14 protein-coding genes are annotated in these 17,608 nt (G+C 34.6%); 3 read left to right on the top strand and 11 right to left on the bottom strand.

The features are described from left to right. Window positions 1–5 precede the first annotated feature (5 nt). Window positions 6–1,415 carry an amidohydrolase family protein gene (locus tag EZV73_RS02405; RefSeq protein ID WP_240837964.1) on the bottom strand — a complete coding sequence of 470 codons (1,410 nt, stop codon included), beginning with the start codon at window positions 1,413–1,415 and terminating at the stop codon, window positions 6–8. Between the two features lie 163 nt (window positions 1,416–1,578). Between EZV73_RS02405 and EZV73_RS02400 the strand changes: the two genes are divergently transcribed. Further along, window positions 1,579–2,781, top strand: a complete 1,203-nt coding sequence (locus EZV73_RS02400) for an AraC family transcriptional regulator (protein ID WP_240837962.1) — start codon at window positions 1,579–1,581, stop codon at window positions 2,779–2,781. A gap of 8 nt (window positions 2,782–2,789) precedes the next feature. Here the strand turns inward: EZV73_RS02400 and EZV73_RS02395 are convergent, their stop codons facing one another. The 4 genes from EZV73_RS02395 to EZV73_RS02380 all read right to left on the bottom strand — a co-directional run bounded on the left by EZV73_RS02395 (window position 2,790) and on the right by EZV73_RS02380 (window position 8,340). Beyond that, complete coding sequence (locus EZV73_RS02395) at window positions 2,790–3,926, bottom strand: GGDEF domain-containing protein (RefSeq protein WP_240837960.1); 1,137 nt, start codon at window positions 3,924–3,926, stop codon at window positions 2,790–2,792. 75 nt (window positions 3,927–4,001) lie between these two features. Further along, on the bottom strand, window positions 4,002–5,717 hold the full coding sequence (locus EZV73_RS02390; protein ID WP_240837958.1) for a diguanylate cyclase: 1,716 nt from the start codon (window positions 5,715–5,717) through the stop codon (window positions 4,002–4,004). Between the two features lie 63 nt (window positions 5,718–5,780). Beyond that, window positions 5,781–6,845 carry an acyltransferase family protein gene (locus EZV73_RS02385; RefSeq protein ID WP_240837956.1) on the bottom strand — a complete coding sequence of 355 codons (1,065 nt, stop codon included), beginning with the start codon at window positions 6,843–6,845 and terminating at the stop codon, window positions 5,781–5,783. Window positions 6,846–6,981: 136 nt separating this feature from the next. Then, window positions 6,982–8,340 carry an MATE family efflux transporter gene (locus tag EZV73_RS02380; protein ID WP_240837954.1) on the bottom strand — a complete coding sequence of 453 codons (1,359 nt, stop codon included), beginning with the start codon at window positions 8,338–8,340 and terminating at the stop codon, window positions 6,982–6,984. A 175-nt stretch (window positions 8,341–8,515) separates the two neighbouring features. Here EZV73_RS02380 and EZV73_RS02375 point away from each other — a divergent pair, with 175 nt between their 5' ends. Continuing rightward, window positions 8,516–9,706 (top strand): MerR family transcriptional regulator, encoded by a 1,191-nt coding sequence (locus EZV73_RS02375; protein WP_240837953.1) that lies wholly within the window; start codon window positions 8,516–8,518, stop codon window positions 9,704–9,706. A gap of 52 nt (window positions 9,707–9,758) precedes the next feature. Here EZV73_RS02375 and EZV73_RS02370 read toward each other — a convergent pair whose 3' ends face one another. The 6 genes from EZV73_RS02370 to EZV73_RS02345 all read right to left on the bottom strand — a co-directional run bounded on the left by EZV73_RS02370 (window position 9,759) and on the right by EZV73_RS02345 (window position 16,299). Then, complete coding sequence (locus tag EZV73_RS02370) at window positions 9,759–10,427, bottom strand: hypothetical protein (protein ID WP_240837951.1); 669 nt, start codon at window positions 10,425–10,427, stop codon at window positions 9,759–9,761. Between the two features lie 120 nt (window positions 10,428–10,547). Then, window positions 10,548–12,089, bottom strand: a complete 1,542-nt coding sequence (locus tag EZV73_RS02365; RefSeq protein ID WP_240837949.1) for a sensor histidine kinase KdpD — start codon at window positions 12,087–12,089, stop codon at window positions 10,548–10,550. Beyond that, the gene (locus EZV73_RS02360; RefSeq protein ID WP_240837947.1) at window positions 12,079–12,768 is read right to left on the bottom strand and encodes a response regulator transcription factor; all 690 of its coding nucleotides are present in this window, start codon (window positions 12,766–12,768) and stop codon (window positions 12,079–12,081) included. Before EZV73_RS02360 ends, EZV73_RS02365 begins: the two co-directional genes overlap by 11 nt. Window positions 12,769–12,848: 80 nt before the next feature. Continuing rightward, entirely contained in the window at window positions 12,849–13,559 is a 711-nt protein-coding gene (locus EZV73_RS02355; protein WP_240837945.1) for a hypothetical protein, read from the bottom strand. 111 nt (window positions 13,560–13,670) lie between these two features. Next, entirely contained in the window at window positions 13,671–15,335 is a 1,665-nt protein-coding gene (locus EZV73_RS02350) for a Na+/H+ antiporter NhaC family protein (protein ID WP_240837943.1), read from the bottom strand. Beyond that, complete coding sequence (locus tag EZV73_RS02345) at window positions 15,325–16,299, bottom strand: threonine/serine dehydratase (RefSeq protein ID WP_240837941.1); 975 nt, start codon at window positions 16,297–16,299, stop codon at window positions 15,325–15,327. The genes EZV73_RS02350 and EZV73_RS02345 overlap by 11 nt, the downstream gene beginning before the upstream one ends. Window positions 16,300–16,412: 113 nt before the next feature. On the opposite strand from EZV73_RS02345, the gene EZV73_RS02340 reads away from it, so the two are divergent. Further along, entirely contained in the window at window positions 16,413–17,552 is a 1,140-nt protein-coding gene (locus EZV73_RS02340) for a PucR family transcriptional regulator (RefSeq protein ID WP_240837939.1), read from the top strand. The last annotated feature ends 56 nt before the right edge of the window (window positions 17,553–17,608 follow it).

The following is a 17,608-nucleotide window of genomic DNA, read 5'->3' as shown; positions in this document are numbered from 1 at the left end:
CCCCCTTATATAATACTAACACACTTATCCAAATTCGCAGACTTCATCATGCTCTGTACAGTCTTCTTTGATGACTGTAAAAGGTCTTCAAGGTCTATATCTACAAATGCCTTGTCCTTTAAAACGAGTTTGCCATCAATGATAACCGTATCTACTTGATAACCATTGCCAGAAAAAATCATATTTGATACTGCTGATAGATTGGGTGTTGTCGAAAGACTCTTGGTATCTACTATGATAATATCTGCTTTCTTTCCAATTTCTATTGAACCAACTTCTTTATCAAGTCCTATGGCTCTTGCACTGTCGATGGTAGACATCTTAATAACGTCCATAGCATCTAATACAGAAGCATCCATATTATGAACCCTGTGTAACAATGCACATGATTTCATCGACTCAAACATATCTTGGTTGTTGTTACTTGCAGCACCGTCAACGCCGATACCAACCACTGCTCCGTGCGCTTTAAGATCAAGAATGGGTGCTACACCATCACCAAGAATCATATTGGCAACAGGATTATGAGCCACGCTGACACCCCTGTCTGCGATGAGTTTTTTCTCATTTGCATTGATCCAAACACAGTGAATGAGCATGGTTATTTCATCTAAGACACCTAAAGTATCTAAATACTCGATGATACCCATGTTATGATCGGCCTTGATGGTTTGAAGTTCACCAAAGGTTTCTGCCGTATGCATTTGAAAGATGGTCTCATACTTTTTTGCAAGACCATGCAGCTCTTTAATCATTTGGCCTGTACAATCAATTGGCGTAATGGCTTCTACACCAATTTTCAGACGCCCATTAAGGCTATTATGATGTTTCTTAATACAGGCTTCGGTCTCTATAAGTGCTGTCGTTAAATCTTCAATCACGCAATCTGGCACTTCAGGCGCATATTTCATATCTTGCGTCGCCCTACACAGGATACCTCTTATGCCAGTTTCATCTACCGCCTTTGCCAAACCATCCATATTCTCTTTCTTGTGAATCATATAATGGCTATCACAAAAACATGTGGTGCCAGTTCGAATCATTTCAAGCATATTATGTATGCCTGCGATTCGGGTTTCTTCATAACCCATTTGAACACCTAAAGGAAAAATCACTTTTAACACCCAATCATCCAAGTTTAGATTGGCCCCTATTCCTTTCATTAAGGATTGGAAATGATGGGTATGGGCAGTCACAATACCTGGCATAACTATCCCATGATCATGTTCAAAGTAATTACATGCTTCACCGTTTTCAATTATCTTATCAAAATACTTTTCCCTCATATTCTGATACCTGCCATAGTCATGTATCAGGTTATCTTTTATGACAACTAGACCTTCTCTTATGACATCTCCTTCTGAGTTCATTGTTAATAACAACTTACCTTTTACAAACTTATAGCCACTTTTCAATCAATCCCCTCCTAACTGATCTCTCGTCTACTTTTTAATTGTAATATTCAGAAAATTTAAAATCATTGGTGTTCCTTGTAGATTCGAGTTCCCTTTTATGATATTCTTATCAAAAGTGACACTGTACATATTTTTAGCATTATAATAGACTCAGGAGGCGTTTATGAATCACAATTATTATCATTTGGATTTTTATAAGTTAACAAGAGTTGGGTCCTTTTCTGTTAAAAACGAGCTAAAACTCATGATGGTTCTAGAAGGACAGATTACCCTTCGCTTTACAGAAAACTGTCATGTGCTTACAAAACACGACATAGAGATTATAAACTTTAATGAGCCACATGAGCTAAAATCAAAGTCCGATCAAAGTATTGTCTGTATACTGAGTATTTCTGAAGAGTTTATTAACTTATATGCACCTGAAATAAAAAATAGAATCTACAACTGTCACACCAGTGAGTTTTATGAAGGCGGTGCAGATTTAGACGACATCAACAAGCTCAAGTCAAAGCTCTTGGCAATCATCAATAATATCATGTCTAAAGGAACACACTTAATATCAGATATGCAAGATATGTTGGCCTTAATTATTAAGAATTTTGATGATATCAACAACCTGCTTTCAGCCTCGGACAGCGAACTTAAAAGTGATCGTTATTACAACATCATCTCCTATATACGACTCCATTTAAATGAACACATCATGCTGAACGACATCGAACAAGAAGTTTTTATTTCTAAGGAGTACATTTCTAGGGAATTTAAAAGACTTTTTAACAGGACTTTCAAAGAAATTCAAGCCTATTACAGGGTTATAAAGGCCAGCTCACTCTTATTGAATACAAAACTCAGTATTGAAGAAATCAGCATTGAAGCCGGCTTTTCAAGTAAGCGCTACTTCTATAAGTATTTTGAAAAGTTTTACAAATCCACACCAAATCAATTCAGAATGGAAGCATCCTCTCTAAAAGATGCTTATCTTCTTGCAGATAAAGAGACTGTTGGTCATCTTCTAAATCAACTGCTAATTGATCAAACAAGAAAATCCATTCAAGTGACCAAGAAGTTAACAGTCATTTGGAAGCATATAGACGAAGTCACTTCTTATTCTCTTGATACTTACGACTACCTAGAAGTTGTCTTTGATAAAGAAGATCTTGAAACTTGTAACTATCAAAAGATTGTTGATAAACTCGTAGAATTAGATTCTAAGGGAAGAAATATCAAAAGGATTTCATACCAAATACCTGTAGGTCAAACTGATCCAACAGACTTATTTTCAGACTTAATCTATACACTAAGACAAGTGCCATATTTTAAGAATAAACCTATAGAAACCATACTTGATTACACAATAAAACAGTAGGCATTTACCTACTGTTTACTATTAACTCTTGAATTTTCTTTATTCTTATACATATGTTCATCCACCTGTGACAGCATGGCTTTCAGATCTAGATATTCATAATGGGCATAGAATCTATAACCTGAAGATATAGATATCGTGTAGTCTTTCAATCTTTTTTGATTATAATCTTCTAGACGACTTTCAAGTCTACTCGCTACTTTTTCAGCAGCTCTAATGGAGTCTGATGGTAACAGTGCTATAAACTCATCGCCACCGTACCTACAAAGAATGTCTGAACCCTTGACAGACACTTTTAGAATGGATGCAAATCCTTTTAAGGCACTGTCACCTTCTAAATGACCATACTTGTCATTAATTGACTTAAAATCATTTAAATCAATGATCATTAGGCAAAATGGGACACGCCTTTTTATGAGTTCTTTTGCCTTGTCTTCAAATACCCTCCTAGAGTCTAACTGTGTCAGATTGTCCTTTAACATGGCATCTTTTTCTACAAGTATGTAGACAAAGACAGTTACCACACAAAAGACAGGCCATGTAATCATCCAGCCGTAGAAAAACAATTGAAATATAGCTGCCAGTATAGGAATGATCCAAAACATGAGTATAGACTCAATCAAACGTGTAGAAACAGTTCTTCTATTCCTATAAACCATGACAACCGACCAGACAGGTACCATGTACATAATAAGCACGACTAGATAGAACAAGGGTCCCCTATGATAAACACCAGAGCTATCAATTCTAAAAATCACATGAACAAACAGATTAATTAAACTTAGAACAACAAGTAAGATTGTAGGTGAAAAATAATAGATTAATCGTTTTTTTAGCCTAACTTTATCATGATATATTTTATAATCAATGTATATGATCCAAAATGTTAAGGGCAGTGCCAAGGTTGCATATATAAAAGTATTCAAATAAAAGTTTAAATGCCTTGCAAAGTCTCCTTGAGTACTGGCAAGTATCATATACCAACCGAAAAAATCGAGTGTTAAGTTAAATAACATGGCTATAATTACATACTTAAACAATCGACTTGAATTATTTTCTTTGGTCCATCTTCTGGTATTAAAGTACACAAAGAGTAATAAACCAAAAGAAACCAAGTGTAAATCAAAGGCTTTTGCAAAATCCATAGTTCCCCCAAATATCATTTCAATTCCAACAATTTAGATTATACCATAAGCCATCCAAAAAAAGAGTAACATAGGCTACTCTTTTAAGGCTAATTTTCTCTTTCTTTTGTCTTCGTACATATGACGGTCTGCTTCTTTCAGTAAGTCATCCAAAGTTTTTTCTGCATGTAAATCATAAAAACTAATACCTATAGAAACATTCAACCATTCTTTTTCTGGTATTAAAACAGGTTTATTTAACCACTGACTTATTTTAAATTCATAACCTCTCAAGTCACTAAAAACAGCTTGTATCTTTTCTTTTATCTTCTGACCACTGTCCAAATCATTGTTTAAAAGCATAATGACAAACTCATCCCCACCATACCTGCCGACCAGATCAGTAGATCTTAAAGTTGTTGTGAATAAATCTGCAACACTTATTAAAATTTTATCTCCAATATCATGTCCAAATGTATCGTTGTAGTACTTGAAATTATCCAAATCTAAAAACAAAATAGTAAAGCTATTTATTAAGCCACTGTTCACCCTTCCAATCATTTTTAGTATTTGCTCATGGAAATGTTCTCTATTGATTAAGCCAGTTAATTGGTCCGTTGAAGCCATATTAAATAGCTCATCATTTTGTGCTTCTAGTTCATCATTTTGATCTTTTAGAAGATGATTAAGTTTATTAAGCTCTTCTGTTCTTTCTCTTACCATTTCCTCAAGATGAAGTGTATGTTCATTAATGGATAGTCTCATCTGGTTATAAGCTTGGATTAAGGTATTCATTTCATCTGATGAGCCATAATCCTCCATCAAACTGTTTTCAGACATTTTTGAGCTACTAATTTTTTCTGTTAATGTAACAAGAGGATTAACCATTCTTCTAGCATAGAGACTGGCAGCAAAGGCTAAAACAACAGTCAATGGGATGGTTACCAAAACCAAGAGGCTTATCAGACGTTCTGAATCTGCATATGTCTCTTCTGGAATAGTTGTAATCATCAATTTCCATCCTGGTGTTACTGCTATATCATAGTAAGTAAGAATCTTATTTTCTTTTAGAATGCCATCATAGTATTCACCAAATCCAAAGTCTTTTTCTCTACTGTCATGCCAAATATCTTCTAGACCCTTATAACCCATTTCATCTGTATCTAATAGATTGGTTTTCATCGCATGTTCCTGGCTTGGATGGGCAACAACCAAGCCCTCTTGATTACATAACCAACCGTATGAGTTGTCACCAATATTGGCATCAGATGCAATCATTGATAACTCCTCAATTAATAATACACCACTGACTGCTCCTATCAGTTGTCCCTCAACTCTTACAGGTACTAAAATTGCAATAGCAGGCACCTGTCTTGCTCTACCTATGACTGGATCAGATATGATGTAGTCAAAATCACCACTCATAAGTTGATGATAAAAGTCTCTGTCAGATGCATCTGTTTTTTCACCTGAAGGCGTTTCTGTCTTACCATCCATCTCTAAAAAGAAAGTATTGAAAAAGTCATAGTTTTCATTTTCATCAATTTCCAATAGAGCATGCAAAATAGCCTCTCGGTCTAAATTTTTCACAGATACCTCAACCGAAAGTTCTTTTAACTCATTGATATGTTTGGTGAAATAATCGTCCATCATCTTGGCTTGGAGTTCGTTCACCTTAAGTGACTTGTCAATGGCAATGTCTTTCAAATGATTACTTTCAAATACAAAGAAAGTAACTGAAATAACAATAATAGTAATTAGGACAAGCATGACCGAGCCAAATGCTATCCGACTTTTAATGGATTTAAACATAAAGCCTCCTGTAACTTATTCATACCCTAGAATGATAAAGAATATCTACAAAAGGCTAATTATCTATTTAATGTATCTACCCAATGCAAAAGACAGTGAAATTGCAAGTATGGATGTAACTAGAAAACCCAACATATGACTTAATGAGAAGTATTTCAACACAATAACAATCATAACAATCACAAAAGAGTGAACCATATAAGCGCCAAAAGCATTAGATGACAGTGATTTTAATACTGGTGATGTCTTATTCAAGTACTTCTGAAATATGGATAGCAAAGACAAGGTCATGACAAGATACATAACTTGATCGAAAAAACTATACAATAACTGATAAATGCTAAAACCACCAAATGCATAGGTAATATCATTAAACTCATAAACCATCAGCCTGATAACATATGCCATTGCAAGTAATAAGGGAATTAATAACAAGGTTAAATACTCATATTTTTTACTCTTTAAATGCGTAAGCCAATCATGCTTACTAAATAAAACACCTAGAGAATAGGCAAATATATACTGTGGTATATGCGCCGGCTGAAAACCTACTATCGGCAGGAAGTAGCCTACAGGATAAAAAACTCTTACAACAAATGTGATAACAGTTACTAGTGCAACTAAGAACAGTAAATATCTCGATTTCGGAAATCCTCTTTCAAATGCTGATTCTCTATAAATTAACTTTGCAAACAAGACATCAAATATAAAGAGTACCAGCATAAACCAAATTGCCCCCATATTGAATCTTATGGTCACCTCAGAGATCTTAAGACCATAATAGGCTAAGTCTTTTATGATAAAAATTAATGGAGAAACAATAAAGTAATAAAGCAAAACAGGTATAAAGAGTCTTTTTACTTTGCCTTTAATAAATGACTGCTTTCCTTTTTTCTTAATTGATTTGTAAGAAAAGAATGCTGAAATGGTAAAAAACAACCCCATAAAGTAGGATTGGCTATAGGCAAGAAATCCAGTTAAAATCACTTGTAAAGATTCACTGGCTTGTGTAGGAGCTGAAATAATGAACTCACCCGCACCTCCAAATACAATTGCCACATGAAATAATATCACCTGCATCGTTAAAATGATTTTTAAATTGTCTAAATAAAATACTCTTTTCGTCATCATACATCCTTTCTAAACTTGTATCATTAGCTTAAACGTAAATTATCTTTATGACCATCAGTCTAGAGTAAGATACATGTCCTAGGTCGTAACATACAAAAAAACTCCTCATAAGTGAGAAGTTTAAAAGTAAAATTTAACTATCTGAGTCGTTTTCAAAATCCAATGTCCGCATTTGTCTAGCATGGTAGATACGTGTGAAGAAAACTGCTGACCAGTTTATAATAACAATCCCCCACCAAACACCTCTTATACCTAGATCAAAGACATTACCTAATAAATAAAAGAGAATGATTGGTAAAATGATTTGTCTGTATAAACCAATATATACAGCAAAATTTGGACGTTTGATCCCTTGTAAGGAAGATACAGATACATTTAAAAGTACATAGGTTACAAAGGCAAACACTTCAATTCTTAGATAAACTGTTCCTGCAGATACAACTAAAGGATCATTGTTAAATAGGCTTATAACAAGTGGAGCTAGTGGATATATAACAATAGCACCAATAATCATCATAATGGTTGTTATTTTAGTGGCTACACGATGGATTTCTAATATCCTATCTTTGTTTTTAGCACCAAAGGATTGGCCTGTTATGGTCAATACAGCTATATTTAAGCCTAGGGCTGGCAGTAAAACCAGCTGTTCAATTCTTACCGCTGCACCGTAGCCTGCTATGGTCGGCGGGTCTGCAAATCTTAAAATAAAATAGTTAATAACAAATACACCAATGGCAACAGTTGCCATATTTAAGCTTGCTGGTACACCCTGTTTAAGGATTTCTCCACAGACACTAAGTAAAATCTTTACCTCTTTTAAAATACTTTTTTCAAAAACTTCACTTCTCAAAACTTTATATAAGAGATAGATAACGCCGATCAACTGTACAATCACAGTCGCTAGTGCAACACCCACTGTACCAAGCTTAGGCAGTCCGAACCAACCAAATATAAAAAGTGGATCTAAGATTAAGTTTAAAAAGAAACCAAAGACTAGAAAATTTCTGTAGGTCTTGGTATCACCACCTGCATTTAGAAAGCCATTTAAAATACTGTTCATGATAAAGAATAATGCACCATAAAGGATGGTCTTAGTGTAGTCTACTCCTAATGTCATGGATCTACCAGAGGCACCTGATAATCTAAATAAAAAAGGTATAAGTATTGGTGATAATAGCCATAACAAGAGACTCATCATAAGTCCCAGAAAAACGGCATTGTATAAATAAGCATGTACTTTATTAGAGTCTTCTTCTCCTAAAGATATGGAAGCTAAGGCTGTCATACCTGATCCAATACCAGTTGACAAGGCTATCAAAATAAAGAAGATTGGAAATGATATGGTCATACCTGCCAAGGCATCTGTTGACAGCTTACCTGCATAGTATGTATCAACAACGTTGTAAAGGGTGTTGAACAAATAGCCTATACTAGCTGGTATGGCTATTTCTCTTATATGTTTATATATTGATCCTTTTGTTAAGTCACTCATAATCGTCTCCTTTTTCTCTTTATATCCAAAGTCTACTAATTTAATCTATAAACATGCTTTTCACAAACTATATATTCTTGCATTTCTTAAAGTTTCATTATCAATCTGTAGAAATTCAAAATTTGATTTTTGTCTATAGATAAATTCATGTATAATTGAGTCAGAGGTGAAATAATTGAAAATCGGAGACTTTGCAAAACAATTTAACAAGAAGAAATCAACTATTAGACATTATACAGATATGCATCTACTCATACCGACTTTAACGAATAGGTATCCTGATTATGACGATCAGTGTGTAAAGGACATGACATCTGTTTTACATTTAATTGATCTTGGTTTAAGTTTGGATGAAATTCAAGCCCTCATGGCCTACGAAAGACTGCATACGAATATAGTGAATCAGCAATCTAAACCAATTGAGCATCTTCTCAATGAAAAAATCAGCGAAACGTCTGATGAAATCATTCGATTAACTGAACGACTTGACCAATTAAATAAATATAAAAATCATATATTAAACAATAGAGAACCATTTGACAGTGACAAGGGATCTAGCCTTCAACTTCTTGGATGGCTTGTTTGTCCTATATGCCAAAAGGAGTTTAGTGCTACCAACTGCATGATCTTAGAAAACACCATTGTATCTGGCGACTTCATATGTGAGTGTGGTCAACATTATATCTTTAGAAGAGGCTTATTTATGCCTTGTCGTTCAGAAGAACCTAAGTTTAAGGAAGGCAGACAATATGATAACCTATCTGACTTTATAGAAACGTCCTCTTCTGAAGGTATCTCTTCATTAAAGCATGTAGGAGACATTATTAGAGAACATATGTCTGAAAAAGAAAACATACTTTTTATTGCAAGTGATGCAGATATAATAATTGGCAAGGTTCACGAAAGCTTTGAAGAAGGAAAAAACTATATATTTTCTTCATATAACATCAATATACTTCTAGATGTTAAAAACCTGCTTTATAAGGAAAAAGCACCCGGAAACTTTCTATTCGTCATTGTCAATGAGGGATTTCCCTTAAAAAATAACTTCAACTTAGTTGTTGATAATAGTTCCATAATAACGGAATGTTTTATGAAGTTGAGACCTTATCATTCCTTAGACTATGTCATAAAAAATACCGAAGCGCTCTTTTTAAGTTCTTTTTATTCTGCAAAACTTAAAGATATTATAGATACTGAGTTTAAGTACTTGAATATAGACAATTACATTAACTATTTTAGAGAGCATCAATATCAACTTGTCTCAAACATACCAATAGCAGAATTTAAGAAACCTAGTCAAATGCTGCCAGCCTTAAAATCGGATACACTTGAAATTTCATTACTTGTACTAGAAAAAGACTGAGAATAATCATCTCAGTCTTTCTTATCTACACCACGAAGGTATCAACTAACTTTTACTCTACCAAACCATATTGATGCATTTCATCCATACTCATATAGTGCATGCCATCCGCTTCTGCAGCATTGATTGTAAAGAAGTAGAAACCTTTAGGATCCGGCATTTCCATTTCCTTATAATACTCAATATACTTCTTATGTTCTTCATCATCTTTAGGTAGTAAAGCAGCATTTGTTACTTTACCACCAGCCCAAGAATGTACACCAACTTGTGCACCTTCCTCAGCCGTTCTCTTTACGCCTGCACAGAAAAAGTCTGTTCCACCTGAAGCGATATGTCCATCCTTAGCTACATAAGTATTTAAACCCGCCTGTCTAACAAGTCTAGAAGCTACCAGGTTGGACTCATCATCTACTGAACCATCAACACTAACCATTTGAATGGTTTTTACATCAGGATAATCTTTAATCAGTTTTTTAACTTGTCTGATTGTATCTTTTGAAATCACACCAGACATATAGGCAACATCACCTTCTATTTTAAATGATGACATCATTTCACGTGTGATTCCCATTTGTAGCGTCATAATCTTTTGAACATCTGCCGCACCTATGTAGTTTTCTTTATCATACTGGTCTGGATTACTTGGTGTTTTTAACATGTAGGCTCCAAATACACCTAAACCTAATACCATTATCAATGCGCCTATTAAAATCTTTTTCATATTGTCCTCCAAAACTTTTATTTATTATCATGACTCTATGATACTTGGCCTACATTGATTTGTGACTAAGCAAAGATTAAGATTTCTTAATCTACAAAAAATCACCAGCTGGGCTGGTGATCAAAATAAAGGTAATTCAATTTGAATGGCAACCGATAAGTCCGTCTCGTCTTCCTTTAGTAATCCAACTTGGCCATCATGTAAGTCAACAATCTTTTTAACAATGGCCATGCCTAGTCCTGTTCCAGAACCTGTAGTCCTAGCGTCGTTTCCTATTATAAAGGCTTCAAACACCTTTTCTCTAATAGCCTTTTCAATACCAACGCCATTGTCTCCTAGTGTAATGACCACGTGACTGCCTACCTCTTTAATTGAAAAGAAGATTTTAGCCCCTTTGTCATTATACTTAAGGCTATTACCTATAATATTATCGTAGATTCTCTTAAAGTTCATAAGATCGAGAGAAACTTCTATTTTATCTTCAGGCAAATCAATATCTAACTCATAACCTAAAGTATCTAACTCATTGTACTTATTAATCAGGTATTCTCTTGAATAATCTACAATATCACAAGAAACCATTTCAAATTTCAAATCTGAATGAAAAAGTTTACTATACTCACTGAATAGATTAATAAGCTCACTCATCTCATCAGTCTTTGTCACGATTTTTTGCATCATCTCTTCTTTTTCTTTATCAGACACCTCTTCTTCACTAAGAAGCTTCGTATAAAGCTGAACAACAGATATTGGCGTTTTTAAGTCATGAGATATATCAGCAATCATCTTTTGATTGTTATCTTGAGCCTCTTTTAATCTTCCAGCCATCTCATAAAATCTTGAAAATATATTTTTGAACTCTAGAGGACCATTATAAGTCATCGGTATCTGACTATCCTCAACATCAAAGTTCAACATGTTTTCTTCAAGAACCTCTATAGGTTTTATCACCTTCTTATTCAGTCTCTTAAGATATAAATACAAGGATAAAAGTGCAGAAAGGATAATAATCAAAAGTATCGCAAGTATAATAACAATCATTTCACCTAATAAATACTCATTGATTTCTGTTGGAAACATAAAGACTGCTAGATGTTTCTGATCATTCACATAAAAAACTTGTTTGATCATTTCAAAGTTTTCGTTCTCACCATATAAGCAGTCAAAGGTATCTTCATCCATTTTGCCTTCTATGCCTCTATTTGAGTAGATGACTTGACGAGTATCATCCACGATAACAAGCGTCTTTATATCACCTGTCATTTCTTTAAACTCAATTTTGTAAAGCCTTCCCTGGTCACTTTCAATCCAAGATGTTGTTAAATCATCTAACTCATCAGGGATTAAATATGTTTGATCCTCACTGTATGGATATTCAATATCATCATTCGATTGATAGACGATCTTAAAGTACTCATCAAAAACATAGAAATGACTCCCCTGACCATATTCTTTTTCTATATCTAGTTTATCGTATTGACCAGAATCAAACCAATCTGAGTTAGATGCATAGGGCTCTTTGAAAAACTTTTCCTTAGCAATAAAGGCAAAGTAAAACACCGAAACCACAATAATAGAAATGATGACTATAGAAATAATAACAAATACCGCGAACTCCTTGAGCATGACAGAAAATAGTTTACTACCTTTTTTAGTTTTCAATTTTATACCCTAATCCCCTAATTGTTTTTATATAATCCTTACCCTCTTTGTTCTTCCCAATTTTATCCCTAATATGAGATATGTGCACAATGACCACTTTTTCATCACTTTCAAAGTATTCTCCATTCACATGCTCACATATCTGTTTCTTCGAAAATATCTGATTGGGATGTTCCAAAAAAAGCTTGAGTATTTTATACTCTGTTGCTGTTAGTTCAATCAGTTGCCCATTCTTTAGAAGCTGTAGACTTTGAGTATTTAAAACCATCTCACCAAAAGATATCTCCTGCGATGGTTTCATAGTCCCCTTCATAATCTTCCACCTTCTCATAGACGATTTTACACGCGCAAGCAGTTCAGGTGGAGAAAAAGGTTTTGTAATATAATCATCAGCCCCCACTGATAAACCTTCAATTTTATCTATCTCACCACTTTTAGCTGAAACAATCAAGATAGGCATTTCAGATTTCTCTCTAATTTTCTCTATCAAATCTATTCCCATCATGCCCGGAAGCATCATATCAATAATGCCCATATCAAAGTCATTGGCAAAGAATAGGTCTAGTCCCTCCTTGCCGTCATTGGCTATAAGTACATCATAACCTGCATTATGTAAATAAAGTTTCATTGCCTTAGAAATATCTAAGTCATCTTCTACTACTAATATTTTTTCATTCATTTTACACCTCTCAACTCATTATACATAATCCAATTGTAAAAAGAAAACAAGAAAATACCTTATCAAAATAGATAAGGTAATTAGTCCTTTGTTATCAGTTTTGTTTCATCCATACGATAAATCAGACGTATAGACTCCATATCATTGTTCTGGGGTATACACGTTATAAACACATCGTCGTATCTGGTATATAGTTTCTCAGAAATGAGTATGTAGTAATCATCTGTTTCCACACCTTGGTCACTTAAGTAGTTTATAGTATATAACATAGGCTTAGAACTTGATTCCATGTGGTCATGAGAAATAACAATAAATCCTAGCTGAAAAACAATCATAGCAATCGCCACCATCACCATTTTTCCTTTGTTGACCTTAAGCTTCACTAAGGAACCAATAATTGAGCCAAGTATAGCAGACAGGACATACACAGGTATGATGATTAATATAAACCTAGGTAATATTACATAAAATACAAGTGTGGTGATAACAGAAAGAAATGATAAAAACAAATAGTTATACTTGTGTTTGATAAAAGTCTCAATAAATAAAGACCAGGACAAGGTCGTCGTTCCCAATATAATAGAAACAATAATTTGATCTTTCAAAGTATCCGTTATTAAATATGACAAAATACTCGTACCTATAATCAACATGCCATAAACACCGAATATCCTAATGCAAACTGTAAGAAAAGACTTCTTTTCTTTCCTTTTACCAAATACAAGGTCTGTAACAATAATAACGATAAACGTAAGTATTACTAAAATCAATAAACTATTTTTCTCTATCATCTTTTCACCTCAACACAATTAGTTTAACATATGTATCTAAAGTAGAGATTAGCCAAAGTGCAAAAATAATGTTTTATTAAGAAAAAGGACCGAAAGGTCCTTAAACTATCCTTAACTTACTTTGATCTTATCTTCTATCTTGATCAAGTCTTCCTCTTTTGTTGATTTTCCAAAATAATGAACGACAAAATAGATACCAACAGAACCTAGAATAAGTGGTACTATCACTGTTAAGCCTGTAAATCCTACTATAAGGTAACACAGTACAGCAAATGCAGCAGGTACCAAGGCATAGGGAATTTGTGTTTTTACATGGTGAATCAGATCACAGCCTGTTGCAGAAGCTGATAGTATAGATGAATCTGAAATTGGCGATGTTTGATCACCAAATATAGAACCTGAAAGTGTTGCTGCAATCGTTGCAATAACAAGTGTCGATTGAGTCGGATCACTTGTATAAGCTGCTGCAAGTGGTATTGCAAGTGGAAATACGATCGGCATGGTTCCCCAAGAAGAACCTGTTGAGAAGGAAATTAAACATGCCAAAATAAATACCATCATAGGAATCAATGCGCCTGGAATAGATGTTGTTAAAGAGGTAATTAAGAAATCGGCAGTACCAATTTCAGAAAGTACCGAACCAAGTGCCCATGCGAGGATCAAGACAACACAAACCTCAAACAGTTCTTTAGCACCATTTATCCAAGATTCAAAAATGTCACTTATAGATAATTTTTCTTTAAGAATACCAATAATCCCTGCAACAAAACTTGATGATACTGCTGCCCAAACCAGTACTGGCATAGGATCAGCATCTCCAAATGCTGTTCTAAAGCCTTCAAAACTGAAAGGATTTATATCTGGATTCCCCATAGAACCTGCATACCAGATACCAAAGAAGGTAACTGCTATCATGGTAACTATCGGCAGTACTGCATAATATACCTTGCCGCCACCATATTCAAGTTCTTCATCTGATACTGAAATCTTTGCATCATCTGCATGAACCTTACCAGTCAGTCTTGCTCTCTTTTCCGCTGCATACATCGGACCAAAGTCCTTCATCTTATAAGCAAGTAAAAATGAGATGACAATTGCAAATATATTATAAAACATAAATGGAATGTTCTTGAGTATCATGGCAAATGCATTGACTTCGTGACCGAGCTCGTAAAATGCATCAGAAACCAAACTCATTTCAAAACCAATCCAGGTAGTCATAATAGCTATACCAGCTACAATACCAGCTGTTGTATGTACGTAGTAAGCCAGTTTCTCTCTTGATATCTTTAACTTATCCGTTAGTGGTCTCATGGTTGGCCCTACAACTAGGATATTTGCATAATCATCAAAGAAGACAATACAACCTAATAACATGGTAATGATCTGAGCACTTCTAGGGGTTTTAGCACTTTTGATGAGTTTTTCTGCTATGGCTCTTGTACCACCAATTCTAGATACAATACTAATCATGCCCGCTATACATGTAGTAAATATCAAAATAGCAGCATGCGATTTCGAAGCCAGTGAATCGATGACATACACGTCTAAGGTTCTCATAAATGAGATACCTGGATTAAAGCCAAATAACAATAAAACACCAGTAAACAATCCTAATAATAATGACAGTACAACTTGCTGTGTAATAAGCGCCAGAGCAATTGTGATGATTGGCGGTAAAAGTGTTAATATACCTGGATTACTTCTGCTAAGAAGCAGAACAATCAAGACTAGAATCCCACTAATTATCAGCCATTTTGACCTCTTATTTTTCATAAACTTCCCCCTCCATTAAAATTTCCTTCATTAAGTTTTCACTTAAGTTACCACCTGTAATAACTAGACCTATCTTCTTACCACCTATCCTTTCTCTATTTTGAAGTACTGCACCTACACAAATCGCACTTGCAGGCTCAGCAACTACTTTTTCTTTAATTAATAAATGTTCAACGCCCTTTCTTATGTAGGCTTCTGAAACTTGTATCAAATCATCGTACAGACCATCAGCCATTTCATATGCAAGTTTACCTACGCCACCAATCAAGGCATCACAAATAGATGATTCAGAAGGATAAAACTCATAATACTTATGATCATCAAGTGACTTGATCATTGCTGGACAAGCTGCTGTTTGAACACCAATGACTCTTATGTCAGGTTTTAGTCCTTTTGCTGCTACAGCAACCCCAGTAGACAAACCACCTCCCCCAATAGGTACTATAATAGTGTCTATATCTGGACATTGGTCCAAGACTTCTATGGCAACCGTTCCTTGCCCTGCGTAGATCAAGGGATCGTTGTAACAAGCGTCAACAAAAACCATATTATGTTCTTTAATATACTCCTTTGCATAGGCTGAAGCCTCATCATAGTTAAGACCAACCTGGATGACCTTGCCACCGAAGTATTCTATGTAATCAACCTTGGACTGTGGTGTTGTGGTTGGTACAATCACTTGAACCTTATCCACACCAAGAAGTTTACCTGCATATGATACTGCTGCCCCATGGTTACCAGAGGACACGGCAACAACGCCTCTACTCTTTTCTTCCTCTGTTAGAGAGGTAATCTTACTGACTGCTCCCCTTATTTTAAAAGACCTTGGTATCTGCATATTCTCAAGCTTTAAGAAATAATTTTTATCTTCACTTTCTAAATAAAGAGATGGATTTAGGTTGGTTTTTATAATATGGGGACGGATTCTTTTATAACTTTCTTTGACATCATTTAAATTAAACATAAACACTCCTTTTTTTGATTCTATAAAAATGTTATCCTAATTTTCAGAATATTTCTTTGGACAAAGTCTAATTATCATGTATAATAACTATACTTAGTACAAAAGGAGTTTATATGTCATTATCAGTCTTAGAAGCTACACATATCGGCGAACTTAAGAAAATGGAACTGATTGCAGGAAAAAATGGTCTCGACAATACAATCGAAACCATTGGTATATTAGATCATGAAATTGTTGAATCTGTAAAAGGAAACTTCGGTGCAGGTGATTTCGTATTAACAACCTTCACTGCGGCAAGAGACAATGAAAGCCTCTTGATCAAGTGTATCAAAGACCTTATAGCCTGTGATATTGCTGGTCTTGCCATCAAGAAAGTCTATTACACCAGCCTGCCAAAAGAAATTGTAGACTTTGCCGATAAAATGGGCCTACCAATTTTTATGTTCGACAATGAAATTTATACAGAAGACATTATCAGAGACCTTTCATTTGGCATTAAATCTAGATCAAATATAGAACTCATGTCATCAAAGATTGGCCTACTCTACAACAATGAATACAACCGCGCCCTTGTATCAAAGTTGGCTCTTGAAATCAATCCATATATGAACCATGAACACGTTGTATTTTATCTAAAAGACAAGTATTATGTATCAGATGACTTTCTTCTTTATGTAGCAGAAAAGTATTATAACTCGGGTGTTAAATCAACCCGCCACTCTTTGATCAAGTACAATGACGGTTTAATACTCATTCTAACCTATAAAAAAATTACAGACAGAGACATTAATCTTGACTTCGAACACATACTCGACCAATACGACATAAAAAGAGACGCTTTTTCCATAGGCAAGTCACAGATCTATAAAAACCTTCATATGCTTGATAAAAGTATCAAGGAATCCATCTATGCTGCAAGTGCATCGGAACTTTTAAGTCAACCACAAATGTCATATGACGAATTGGGCATCTACAAGTTTTTACTGCCTCATATTAAAGACAAGTGGCTCATATCATTTACGCGTGGCCTACTCGATCCAATCATCTCGCACGATGATGGCAAACTGATTGAAACTGCAAGAGTCTACATTAAAAACAAAGGTGATGTTATTAAAACTGCTGAGGAACTTTTTCAGCATAAAAACACCATAAGATACCGTATAAAAACCATGCAGCAACTGACTCATATAGACAATATCTATGACTTTAACGAGCAAATGACCATAGCCATTAAGTTTGAAAATCTACAATAAGAACTCAAACCATCGAGGCTTTCATTACTTATGAAAACAGGTTTTCATACCAATAA

Source organism: Acidaminobacter sp. JC074, from assembly GCF_022496765.1.
Taxonomy (GTDB): domain Bacteria; phylum Bacillota; class Clostridia; order Peptostreptococcales; family Acidaminobacteraceae; genus JABXKX01.
The sequence above is the reverse complement of the archived record's forward strand: the minus strand, read 5'-3'. Positions and strand labels throughout refer to the sequence as shown.